Annotated in this window: 10 protein-coding genes; 1 reads left to right on the top strand and 9 read right to left on the bottom strand. The window is 54.5% G+C overall.

The window, feature by feature from the left end:
• Window positions 1–3: 3 nt before the first annotated feature.
• The 4 genes from hflX to trkA form a co-directional block, all read right to left on the bottom strand.
• Window positions 4–1,281 carry a GTPase HflX gene (gene hflX / locus DSM117340_RS07025; RefSeq protein WP_089891198.1) on the bottom strand — a complete coding sequence of 426 codons (1,278 nt, stop codon included), beginning with the start codon at window positions 1,279–1,281 and terminating at the stop codon, window positions 4–6.
• The gene (gene hfq / locus DSM117340_RS07020; protein ID WP_089891201.1) at window positions 1,278–1,517 is read right to left on the bottom strand and encodes an RNA chaperone Hfq; all 240 of its coding nucleotides are present in this window, start codon (window positions 1,515–1,517) and stop codon (window positions 1,278–1,280) included. Before hfq ends, hflX begins: the two co-directional genes overlap by 4 nt.
• A gap of 153 nt (window positions 1,518–1,670) precedes the next feature.
• Window positions 1,671–3,185 carry a potassium transporter TrkG gene (locus tag DSM117340_RS07015; RefSeq protein ID WP_089891206.1) on the bottom strand — a complete coding sequence of 505 codons (1,515 nt, stop codon included), beginning with the start codon at window positions 3,183–3,185 and terminating at the stop codon, window positions 1,671–1,673.
• Between the two features lie 3 nt (window positions 3,186–3,188).
• On the bottom strand, window positions 3,189–4,565 hold the full coding sequence (trkA, locus tag DSM117340_RS07010) for a Trk system potassium transporter TrkA (RefSeq protein ID WP_089891211.1): 1,377 nt from the start codon (window positions 4,563–4,565) through the stop codon (window positions 3,189–3,191).
• Between the two features lie 174 nt (window positions 4,566–4,739).
• Between trkA and DSM117340_RS07005 the strand changes: the two genes are divergently transcribed.
• The gene (locus DSM117340_RS07005; RefSeq protein ID WP_089891215.1) at window positions 4,740–5,207 is read left to right on the top strand and encodes a hypothetical protein; all 468 of its coding nucleotides are present in this window, start codon (window positions 4,740–4,742) and stop codon (window positions 5,205–5,207) included.
• Window positions 5,208–5,212: 5 nt separating this feature from the next.
• On the opposite strand, the gene DSM117340_RS07000 is transcribed toward DSM117340_RS07005, so the two are convergent.
• The 5 genes from DSM117340_RS07000 to dusB form a co-directional block, all read right to left on the bottom strand.
• On the bottom strand, window positions 5,213–6,622 hold the full coding sequence (locus DSM117340_RS07000; protein ID WP_089891218.1) for a sigma-54 dependent transcriptional regulator: 1,410 nt from the start codon (window positions 6,620–6,622) through the stop codon (window positions 5,213–5,215).
• Window positions 6,623–6,629: 7 nt separating this feature from the next.
• Entirely contained in the window at window positions 6,630–8,888 is a 2,259-nt protein-coding gene (locus tag DSM117340_RS06995; RefSeq protein ID WP_271437048.1) for a PAS domain-containing sensor histidine kinase, read from the bottom strand.
• 100 nt (window positions 8,889–8,988) lie between these two features.
• The gene (locus tag DSM117340_RS06990) at window positions 8,989–10,353 is read right to left on the bottom strand and encodes a response regulator (protein WP_271437049.1); all 1,365 of its coding nucleotides are present in this window, start codon (window positions 10,351–10,353) and stop codon (window positions 8,989–8,991) included.
• On the bottom strand, window positions 10,354–11,421 hold the full coding sequence (locus DSM117340_RS06985; protein ID WP_089891228.1) for an ATP-binding protein: 1,068 nt from the start codon (window positions 11,419–11,421) through the stop codon (window positions 10,354–10,356). It abuts the gene before it with no gap.
• The gene (dusB, locus tag DSM117340_RS06980; RefSeq protein WP_089891231.1) at window positions 11,418–12,395 is read right to left on the bottom strand and encodes a tRNA dihydrouridine synthase DusB; all 978 of its coding nucleotides are present in this window, start codon (window positions 12,393–12,395) and stop codon (window positions 11,418–11,420) included. The genes DSM117340_RS06985 and dusB overlap by 4 nt, the downstream gene beginning before the upstream one ends.
• Between the last annotated feature and the right edge of the window lies 1 nt (window position 12,396).

Here is a 12,396-nt window from a genome sequence, read left to right as displayed (position 1 = left end):
CAATCAAAGACGCGCAAATTGCTCTGACTGTTTGCGCGTCCATCTGACCTTCAGCGTATAGCCCTCATCTGTCTGCCGCTCATCCTCAACCACGCCTTGCGCAAAGAGCCAAGCTCGCTTACGTCCCTCCGCAAAGGTTAGACTTAAGGCCTCGGTTTTGGCGCTGGCTTGAAGGGCCTCTGCCACGGCTGCGAGCAAGCTTTCCAACCCATCACCTGTAATTGACGACACCGCAAACACCGTGTCGCTGCGCGCGGCTTGTGTCTCAACAGCTTCTTTGTCTTCAGGCTCCAGCAGATCGGTTTTATTGAGCACCTCAAAGAGTGGCGTCTCGTCATTAATGCCGAGGCTTTCAAGGATCTTGGTCACATCTTTGGCCTGAGCCTCACTTTCAGAATGCGCAATATCACGCACATGAAGGATCAGATCAGCGCTCAAGACTTCTTCAAGCGTCGCACGGAAGGCAGCTACCAATTCGGTTGGCAAATTCGAGATAAAGCCCACAGTATCGGACATGATGACTTCAAGTCCGGACTCCCCAAGCGTCACTTTGCGCATAGTTGGATCGAGCGTTGCGAAAAGCATATCTTTTGCAAAAACATCCGCGCCTGTAAGACGGTTAAAGAGCGTCGATTTGCCGGCATTGGTATACCCGACTAGCGCAACAATCGGATAAGGCACTTTCGCACGGCTCTTACGGTGCAGTTCACGCGTTTTGACAACCTTGGACAATTGACGGCGCAAGCGCACAAGCTGGTCATCAATCGCACGACGGTCTGCCTCGATCTGGGTTTCACCTGGTCCCCCAACGAAACCAAGACCGCCTCGCTGACGTTCGAGGTGCGTCCACGCGCGTACAAGCCGCGTTCGCTGATAGCTCAGCGCCGCCATCTCAACTTGCAAAACACCCTCTCGCGTGCGTGCACGATCCGAGAAAATCTCAAGAATAAGCCCCGTGCGGTCAAGAATCTTGACGCCCCACTTTTTCTCGAGATTGCGTTGTTGAACGGGGCTTACAGGCCCATCGATCAAAACAAGCTCTACGTCGCCTGCCTCAAGCCGTTCTTTGATTTCGTCAAGCTTACCCTTGCCAAACAGCATCCCTGCGTGTGGCTTCTTTAGCTTCACAACTTCTGAGCCGATAATCTCGAGCCCCGGCATGGCTTCTCCGAGCGCCACGGCTTCTTCAAGCGCGTGTGCAGGCGTTCGGCTTTGCTCGTCTTTGCGGATTTCGGGGTGAAGAACCCACGCCCTCGTCAGCGCCGGATCATGTTCGCTCACTGAGCTTCTTCACCCTCATAAAGAGAAATAGGCTGCGCAGGCATAATTGTGCTGATCGCATGCTTATATACAAGTTGGCTCTGGCCATCGCGGCGCAGCAGCACGCAGAAATTGTCAAACCAAGTGATCACGCCCTGAAGCTTAACGCCGTTGATCAGAAAGATGGTCACTGGTGTTTTTGTCTTACGGACGTGGTTCAGGAACGCATCCTGAAGGTTTTGACGGTCGGAAGCCATGGTTCTAATGCCTTATTGTCAGTTTCCGGCCGTGCATCGGCCGTGTGTATACCGCAGTATGTCTTGCGGCACAGAAACTTTAAACCCCCAAAACGCGCAGACCATCCAATTCTGTTGCTTGCGCGCTTCACTCGCAACACAACCCTAAGGTTTTCAATCTCTCCAGAGGGCGGGGTTAAACATTGCTATAATTGCGAGTGTCTCAAGACGCCCAACAACCATCGCGCCGCAGAGCGTCAGTTTGGCTGCGGGGCTCAACTGTCCCAGCATGATTGGCGTTTCTGCAGCGGCATGTACCAAAGGCCCCGTTGTCGACAGCGCTGCAACTGCCAAGACCATGGCCTCCTCAAATCCAACCCCTGTAAATGTGAGGACAAGCGTCACAAAAGTCATAGAGAGTGCAAACAACATAAAGAAAATCCATGCAACATAAGCCCCCTTTGAGCGTATGCGTCGGCTTTGGCTACTGGCCCGCCCGACAGAAGACGGGTGCACAAGGCGCTGCATCTCTCTCAGACCGTTCAAATACAGCGCATAGACGCGCAATAGTTTCACGCCCCCTGCCGTTGTGGCAACGCCACCACCAATAAGCGCAAGCCCCAAAAGAATAAGCCCCGGTGCACCCAGACCAGACCAGCCCCGTGAAGCCTCCCAATCCGCGCTTTCAAATCCGGTTGTCGTCAAAAACGACATGACTGTGAAAAAGCTGCCCCAGAGGGCGCGCAGCGCCAAAACGATGTTTTCTTCTTGAGCAACTTCAAAAGACGCAACCCAATGACGCGCAAAAAGCAAAAACGTCACCCCTATAACAATCATCATCCCCATGCGAAATTCGGGGTCGTTGTGAAGCCCATGCCGCCCCGTTGTGATCGTATCCGTCGAAAAAGTCAGCCGTGACAAACCGAAGAATAAAAACAGGAATATAACAAATTCTCCCCGCAATCCCGAAGCACTGCCCTCAAGCCCACCTGTCGCAGAGATGCCGCTGGTAGAAAGTGTGGCCATGGCGTGGATCACAGCCACAAGGGGTGTGTCTCCAATAATGATCAAGCAAATCGCCAAAACAGCTGTCAGCCCGACATAGAGCGGCGCAAGCCCCGCCAAGCCCCGAATGAGGCGCCTCGCATCATTGGCAGGCACATAACGGTCCAAAGGGACATCTCCGCGCCCAGGTTCTGCAGAAGCGGTGACTTCAAACCCGCCAAGCGCCAAAGGGGCAAGAACAGCCGCCGCCGTGATCCAAACAAACAGGCCCCCAAGCCAGCCAACCTGCGCGCGCCAAAGGTGCATGGTTCCCGAAAGCCGACCCGGCTCAAAAAGTGGCGCACCCGTTGTGGTAAAAGCTGAAACCATCTCAAAATATGAATTGAGAAAGCTTGTTGTTTGAACCGCCTCGTAAAAAGGGACCGCCAACAAAAGCGGCAGCATGAAATATGCCGCAACCACAGCCGCCAGATTACCAAGCCCACCACGTCGGCGCGTTCGTCCCGAGCTCAGCGTGATCACGATCAAGATCGAAACAAACAGCCCCAGAGACCCCGCGTAGAAAAAGACGCGCGCTTCGTGGTGGTTGTTCCAGTTCAGCGCGTGAACGGCAGGAACATACATCGAAAGAGACGCCAACAACGTGAGCTGCAAAAAGAGAGGGATCTCGGCGAGGCGCTTCATGGCTTAGAAAAAGTCGATCGTGACTTGCAGCAATCGCTCCACCTCGGGCACATCTGCCGCCATAGCGAAAAGCACAATCACATCGCCCTCTTCGACCCGGGTGCCCCCATGCGGCTTTATCACTTCGCCGTTTTTCATAAGCGCGCCAATGAGCACACCCTCAGGAAACGGAATATCCCGTATGGCCTGCCCAGAAATTGGCGACGTCGAAAGAACTTCTGCCTCGATAATCTCTGCCTCGGCATCTCCGATAGAGTAAACGCCTTTCACGCGGCCATGGCGAATATGGCGCAAGATAGAGCTCACGGTCGTTGCGCGCGGATTGATATAGGCGTCAATGCCCATTGGCGCCATAAGCGGGATCAGGGTCGGGTCATTGATGAGGGCAATCGCCATTTTGCAGCCCTCGCTCTTGGCACGGACAGCGGCCAACAGGTTTGTCTTGTCGTCATCGGTTACACAAAGCACGGCATCTGCCCGCTCGATATTGGCCTCAGCCAAAAGAGCCACATCCAATCCATCGCCGTTGAGTACAATCGTGCGCTCCAATGCGTCGGCTGCGTGTTCTGCCGTAGTTCTGTTCCGCTCAATGACTTTCGCTCTGATCCGTGTTTCGTGCTTTTCAAGGGCCTGCGCCACGGTAAGGCCGACATTCCCTCCACCAATCAGCACAACACGTTCTTGCTTCGCTGAGCTTTTGCCAAAGACTTCAAGTGTGCGCGGCACATCTTCACGAGCGATACAAAGATAGCACTCATCACCAACAAAAAGCTGATCACCAGCATCTGGCGCAAACAATCGCCCCTTGCGACGCACGCCAATCACGATCACCTTCAACGTTGAAAACAGGTCGGAAAGCTGGCGCAAAGGCGTGTTGATCACAGGGCAATCAGCTTCAAGCCTGATCCCCAAAACCTGCGCTTTGCCCCCCATAAACGTCTCGATGTCAAAGGCAGATGGTGCTGAAAGACGGCGCAGCGCCGCTTCGGCCACTTCCCTCTCAGGACTGATCACAACATCAATCGGCAAGTGGTCACGGCGGTAAAGGTCTGAGTAGATCGCCGTTAGATAGCTCTGAGAGCGCAATCGCGCAATTTTGCGCGGAACCGAAAAAATCGAGTGAGCGACCTGACAGATCACCATATTCACTTCGTCCGAATGGGTCGCTGCAATAACCATATCAGCATCGCGCGCCCCCGCTTTGTCGAGAATATCAGGATATGACGCAAAGCCCGCAAACCCCTGGACATCCAAAGTATCCATCGCGCGGCGCACGAGATCAGGGTTGCTATCAATGACAGTGACGTCGTTGGCTTCTCCGGACAAATGGCGCGCAATTTGCCAGCCAACTTGCCCTGCCCCGCAAATGATCACTTTCATAGGTCTTCCCCAATCCTTGGTGAGGTTTCGTGCCAGAAGCGCCTCAAGGCGTCAATTCCTTTGTCATACTGATGCTATAGGCATTTCTCCGCCTTTAGACCATGTCCACGCTCTTAAGCAAATGACTTGACGCAACATCTCCGCCACAGTGGCTCATATACCTTGGGGAAACAGATGTACCAAACACGCTTTATTTGGGCCGCTGCGCTTTTCCTGTCGGGCTGTATGCCACTGAATGTTTATTATAAACAAGGTGTTAGCATCCAGACAGCAAAAGACACAGAGACAAGCTGCAAAGTCGCGGCTGCCCGCGACGTGCCGGTGCGCAATGTGACCCGCGTTATTCCTGGACGACAACTCCCGCCACGACTGCTCTGTGACAGCAACAACGTCTGCACCCGACACCCCGGCCTCTTTTTGCCGCCAGAATACATCACAGAGGATGCAAACATCACCCTGCGCACTGAAGCCGTTGATCTCTGCATGCGCCAAAAGGGCTATGAATTTATACGATTGCCTGCCTGCAAAGACCCTCTCAAGGCTGCAACGCCGCCTGCCGCCACGACCCACTTCCCAAAGCTAAGCTCCGAAAGCTGCGTCATCCGCAACCAAGGTGGCACGTGGCAGATCGTATCCCCGTAGGCGTGCTACTCTTCCTCACCTTCATGTTCAGCAATCCTCGCCCCAGAGCGGTTTGAGGTCACAACACCAAGGGATTTAAGCTTGCGATGCAAGGCCGAGCGCTCCATTCCGACAAACTGAGCCGTGCGAGAGATATTGCCGCCAAAACGGTTGATTTGGGTGAGCAAATACTCGCGCTCAAATTCTTCTCGCGCCTCACGGAGAGGCAATGTTGCCATGACACTCGGCAAGACAATCTTGCCGCTATCATCATTGCCCTGCAGCGCTTCACCAGCAGAGAGTTCTTTGGCGCTAATGTCCCCGTTGCTGTCGCCCAAAATAAGCAGCCGCTCGATCATGTTTTTCAACTGACGCAAATTCCCAGGCCAAGTCATCGTCTGCAAAAGCGCTAGGGCTTCCTCGCTCACGACACGCTGAGCCAGCCCCTGATCTTTGTTCAATCGCTCAATAAAGTGCTGCGCAAGCAACGGGATATCCTCGCGCCTGTCCTCCAAAGAGGGCACAGCAATCGGAACTACATTCAAGCGATGATAGAGCTCTTCGCGAAAGCGTCCTGCCGACACTTCGCTCTCCAAATTCTTGGACGTCGACGAGACAACCCTCAGATCAACTTTGACTTTATTGGCGCCACCAACGCGCAAAAACTGCTGATCGACGAGCACACGCAGAATTTTGGACTGCGTACCGAGCGGCATATCTGCAATCTCATCAAAATAAATGATCCCGCCATTGGCCTCTTCCAGCAGGCCCATTTCGACACCCTTTTCGGGACTTTCGCGCCCGAAAAGCACGTTTTCCATCTGGTCAGGTTCGATGGCAGCACATCCAACTGTCACAAATGGCGCCGCTGCACGGTTGGAATTGCTATGGATATAGCGTGCAGCACTTTCCTTGCCCGAACCAGAAGGCCCCGACAGCATCACGCGACCGTTTGATTTTGTGACCTTATCCAACTGCCCCTGCATCGCACGAAATGCAGCCGAACTACCGATCATCTCTGATGGGACGGTCTCTTTTCGGCGCAGCTCGATGTTCTCGCGCCGCAACCTCGACGTCTCCATGGCGCGACGAATAACGACCAAAAGCTGGTCGATATTGAAGGGCTTTTCGATAAAGTCATATGCCCCCTGACGGATCGCAGCGACAGCGATCTCGATATTACCGTGCCCCGAAATAATCACCACAGGCACTTCGGGGTAATCAGTCTTCACGGCTTTAAGAATATCGATACCGTCCATCTTGCTGTCTTTGAGCCAGATATCGAGGATAAGAAGGCCGGGGCGCTTCTCATGCACCTCTTTCATCGCATCGTCTGAGTTCCCTGCGAGCCTTGTTGTAAAGCCCTCATCCTCCAAAATATCCGAGATCAACTCCCGAATATCGCGTTCGTCATCTACAATCAGAATATCGCTCATATTGCCCTCATTCCGCACTGGTATCTTGTTTAATGTCACTTTCACTGCCCAAACTCAGAGGCAGCCGTATCAGAGCCATTGCTCCGTGGTGGCTTTCGCCCTCAAAAAGCGCGGCATCCTCTAGTTTGAGGCTACCGCCATGCTCTTCGATAATCTTCTTCACAATCGGCAGGCCAAGCCCTGTGCCCTTGTCCCGTGTGGTCACATAGGGTTCAAAAAGCTTGGCGCGGTCTTCAGGAAGGCCGATGCCATTGTCCGAAATGGAAATTTCTGCATCATTATCGACGCGCCGCGCTGAGATCTTGATCTGTGGGACTATGTCTCCCCCCAGTTCTTCTCTGCGCGTCTCAATGGCTTCGCCGGCATTCTTGATCAGATTTGTCAAAGCTTGCCCGATCATGGTTGCGTCATACTGGCCTTCTAGTGGCTCTCCACCAAGATCAACATCAAAACGGACATCAGGTTGTCCCGCCTTTTGAAGTGTAATCGCTCCGCTCAACAGCGTGCAGAGATCTTCTGCTCGACGCTCAGGCTCAGGCATCCGCGCAAATTTGGAAAATTCATCAACAATGCGGCGCAAGTCATTGGTTTGTCTCACAATAACATCAGTCAGCTCTGATAGTTTTGACGCGTCTGCTTCAGGCAGTTCGCGTGAAAATTTGCGCTTGATACGCTCCGCCGAAAGCTGGATCGGCGTCAATGGATTCTTGATCTCATGCGCAATGCGCCGTGCAACATCACCCCAAGCCGCCATGCGCTGCGCACTTACAAGATCGGTCACATCGTCAAAAGCAACAACATAGCCTTCAATTTGGCCGTTCTCGCCCTCGCGCACCGACATACGCACCAGCAAGTTCTCCAGATGTCCTGCCCGCGTGACCTTCACCTCGTCCTGAACGATCCCGCTACTGCTCTGCAACACCGCCTCAAAGATCGGACCGAACTCAGGCACAGCAACGCGTAGCTCCAGAGTGTCTTTGGTGCTTTCCCAATCCAGCAGTCGCTCTGCAGAACGGTTCACAAAGGCAACCCGCCCCTCGGCATCCAAGCCAACAACGCCAGAGGTCACAGAACTCAAAACAGAGTCAAACATGCGCCGACGCCGTTCAATTTGTTCGGTGTTCTCCAAAAGGCGATCACGCTGACCTTTGAGTTGACGGGTCATCTGGTTGAACAAGCGGCTCAGCTGGCTGATTTCGTCATCACCCTCTTCTTCGATCACCTGCGTATCAAGATTGCCCTCGCCGACCCTCTGGGCGGCGCTTGTCAGCCGCCCAACTGGGCGTGATAGCCGCTCGGCAAACCATAGCCCAAGCCATACGGCTGCAAGAATAAGAATGACAGCAAACCCCAGATAAACCAGACCGAACTGAAACAAGACTTGCCCGCGATCGCTTTCCAACTGATTGTAAAGGCGCACGTTTTCCTGAGTTTCACTCAACAGGTTCAGAATTTGCCCGTCCACGTCACGGCTCACATAAACCAATCTGTCTGGAAATGTCGCCAGCGGTACGATGGCGCGAAACTCATTGTTATTCCAATCCTGAATAACCGCGATGCCAACCTCACGGGCCTCTTCGATCTTGGCAGCACTCGGTTTTTCAAAGTTGAAAAGATAAGAGCGCTCACCACGAGCTTTAAGTTCTCCGACCCCGTCGATCACATAGGCTTCACGCATATCGGGCTGAAAGCGTTGCTGCCCAAGCGTCAGAACCTCACGCAAATCTGGGTCGCGCATAAACGGCGTGAGCGAATGTTCAAAGTCAATCACCCGAGCCAAAGACTGTGCATTGCGCATCAAGTTGTCACGGTGCTCACCCTCATAAGCCTCAGCGGCGGAGAGAGAAGAACCAACCACTTGCCTGACGCGGTCTGAAAACCAGCCTTCAAGGCCAAGGTTCACAGTCAGCACAGCAAAAATCGCCACAGTCACAGTCGGGATCAAGGCCATGATTGCAAAGACACCAGTCAAGCGAAGGTGCAAATTTGACCCCGCCGAGCGCGAGCGCCGCGCCGCAATCATCTTGGCCACGCGCTGCATAACAAGCGCCGCGACAAGCAAAACGTAAACAAGATCAGCCAGCAGAACGATCCGAAGCGCCGGAGACCGCGCGCCTTGATCAAAAGGACCAAACACAAGGAAGGTCGCTAGGACAAGAACTGGCCCCAGAATCACCAATCCGAGTGTCGCAAAGTTCTGCACACGTCTACGACGACGCAGCTTGCTCAACCGGTTCCAGCTTAACTTATGTGGTCGGGAGGCCACGCTTACGCCTCCCCCATACTGTGTTGCATCAACCCTCAACCGCCAAATCTGGTGGCTTGAACCTCGCATGATGCAAGGCCGCCACGCTTCTGTTGCGGTTTTACATCAATTTGCGACGCCGTGTCACGCTTATATCGAGGTCGGTGATCTTCTTTCTCAAGGTATTTCTGTTGAGCCCCAACAAATCAGCACATTTGGCCTGATTACCCCCTGTCGCATCCAGTGCGATCTCGATCAGAGGCAGCTCCATTTCGCGTAAAATCCGTGCATAAAGTCCGGGGGGAGGCAAAGCATCACCGTGCAAATCAAAGTAACGCTTCACATGGCGCGCAACGCTTTCTGCGAGCTTTTCGTCAGACAAAGACCCGAGGCTCGGCGCCAAAGCTGGCTGCGCGGCCAAAGCCGATCCAACTTCCGTCTCGCTGATTTCGCCACTGCGTGCCGTCAGGGCCAATCGCTCAACAGTATTTGCGAGCTGGCGCACATTTCCGGGCCAGCTGTAATGTCTGAGCGCCTCCAGCGCCGCAGGTGCAAAACTGTGCGCCGCCCCCGTCGCGCGGCTCTGACTTAGGAAATGCTCTGCAAGCAGCCCAATATCCTCCACACGCGCCCTCAACGACGGCAAGCTCAAGACGGCCCCATCGAGACGATAAAACAAATCATTGCGCAGCTTGCCCTGTGCCATCGCTTGGGACAATTCCATCTGCGACGTCGCCAAAAAGCGCGGGCCATTTCGCCCAGCCGCGTCCATGAGGTGTACCGCTTTCATCTGATAGGCATCAGGCAGATCACTGATCTCTTCAAACAATACTGTGCCCTGCCCCGCCTCAGCGAGCACATCGGCCAGCGCACCGCTCTTACCAAAAGCGCTTTCGGTCAGAACCACAAAAGGCTGGGTCCGCCTGTCAGACATATCGTGGATGACACGGGCGACAAGAGACTTTCCCGCGCCGCTCTCGCCCGTCACGATAACAGGCAAATTGGCGTTTAGAACACGCGCCACAAGCTTATACACCTCTTGCATCGGGACAGAGCGCCCCACAAGCGGCAGTTCGTTTGGCTCGGGCGAAACATTCATCGCGCGCCCGCCACCACGCTTTCGGCTGACCTCAAGTGCTTTAGCCGTTCGCTTCATCAGGTCAGGCAAATCAAAAGGCTTGGGCAAATAATCAAAGGCCTCGGCCTCAGCTGCCTTGATCGTCGTCATGATGGTGTTCTGTGCCGAAATAACGATAACAGGCAAGTCAGGTCGGTCTGCGGCAATCTTGGGCAACATCTCAAGCCCATTCCCATCAGGCATCATGACATCAGTGATCACAACATCACCGAGCCCCTCGCCAACCCACCGCATAAGCGTCGTGAGTGAGCTTGTCGCCTGAACTTTGCAGCCCGCGCGCGTTAGCGCTTGGGTCAGAACCGTTCTGATGGTGCGGTCATCATCCGCAACAAGCACCGTGCCATCCATCTAACTCTCCTTTTCAGTCGCTCTAGGCGCACGCGGCAAAGACAGCCGAAAGACTGTTGCACCAGGTTCGGAACGCACCGAGACCCAGCCTTCATGTGCCGCCATAATTTTTGCTGTAAGTGCCAGCCCCAGCCCTGTCCCGTTCTCACGGCCAGAAACAAAGGGCTCAAAAATATCGTCGATCATATCGGGCGCAATCCCGCGCCCGTTATCAATCACTTCGATCTGAAGCGGCAAAGGTCGCCCCAGCCCATCTTCTGTGCGCAGGCGAAACCCGTGTTCATACGATGTGCGCAAGCGGATAACACCACCCGCACCCGCCGCTTCAGCTGCGTTTTTCAAAAGGTTGAGCAAAACCTGCAAAAGCTGATCCGCATCAGCCCAAGCCTCCGGCAATGACGGATCATACTCTTCAATAATTTGTACATCCGCACCCACACCAAGCTGCGCCGAGCGGCGCGCGCGATCGAGCACATCGTGTAGGTTCACAGGTGCCAGTTCAGGCGGACTCAAATTGCCGAACTCCTCCACTTGCTCCAAGAGTTTCACAATCCTGCGGCTCTCAGCAACGATCAGATCTGTGAGTTCAAGATCATCTCCGCGCAACCCCATCGACAGGAGCTGTGCAGCGCCCGTAATGCCCGCCAAAGGGTTCTTGATTTCATGCGCGAGCATCTCCGCCATACCGATCACAGAGCGCGCAGCTGTTTTGGCACGGCGGCCTTTGGGCAGATTGCTCACCTGCGCCAACGGCGTGATCAGCAACAGCATCCGTGCCGCCTCATAAGGCGCAAGCTGTAAATCGCACCGCTCGAGAGCACGACCAGATCGCCCCAGTCCGACATCGCGTACAAACAGCGGCGCATCCTCACGCCGCGCCCGCTCAAAGGCTTCGTTCAGCGCGTTTTCAAAGCTCACTGCTTCAAACAAAGGTTTACCAGCAAGGCTTTTCTCGGACCCCATCAAAAGCTGTTCTGCCGCAGGGTTTACCGCTTCGATACGATCATCCGCCCCAATCAATAAGGCTGGAAGCGGCAAGGATGCCCAGAGTTTGTCTGCATCTTTCATGCAGCGCTCCTCTCGGTCGTGGCGAGCGGTATCAAACGCAACACCTGCGCCGTATCCGTCGCGGTCAGGACCTCGCGCCGCAGCGCGACAGGAGTATTGGCCACATCCATATACCATCCCAAATGCTTGCGTGCCATTCGCGCACCCAGCTGAACACCGTAAAACGTGAGCATCGCCTCATAATGCCCTGTAATCATGTCGCTAAATTCGGTTCCTTCTGGAATAGATGGGGCTGACGCATCGCCCAGTTCATGGGCAACTTGCTGCAAGGCCCAGGGCCGCCCCTGCGCACCGCGCCCAATCATCACACCATCCGCGCCAGAGGCTTCAAGCGCGTTACGCGCGTCACTTGCGCTACAAATATCACCATTGGCAAAGACAGGTATATTCACGGCGTCTTTAACAGCGCGAATAGCCGCCCAGTCAGCCCGCCCTTTGTAAAACTGGCAGCGCGTACGTCCATGGATTACCAAACGCTTTACACCCGCACTCTCAGCGCGCTGAGCAAGCTCGGCTGCATTCAAACTATCGTCGTCCCAGCCAAGGCGCGTCTTGAGCGTAACAGGCAGGGTGACGGCCGCAGTCACCGCTTCAATCATCCTCAATGCATGGTCCAGATCACGCATCAAAGCCGATCCAGACAAGCCTCCTACGACCTTCTTAGCTGGGCAACCCATATTGATGTCGATCACTTGCGCGCCATTGTCCGCCACCATTTGTGCAGCTTCTGCCATCCAATATGGATCACGCCCAGCGAGTTGAACGGCCGTATTGGCGCTTTCAAAGCCAAGTTCTGCTTTTTCACGGACGCCCTTTTTGGCCTGCACCATCTCTTGACTGGCTACCATTTCACTGACCACAAAACTTGCACCAAAGGAGGAAACAAGGTTGCGGAAGGGCAGATCAGTGATGCCAGCCAGTGGTGCAAGTGCCACTGGCGGATTTTGGAGCAGAATTTGGCTGTTATTTTGCATT

This window comes from Lentibacter algarum (assembly GCF_040580765.1).
Classification (GTDB): Bacteria; Pseudomonadota; Alphaproteobacteria; order Rhodobacterales; family Rhodobacteraceae; genus Lentibacter; species Lentibacter algarum.
This window is presented reverse-complemented; position numbering and strand designations above follow the sequence as displayed.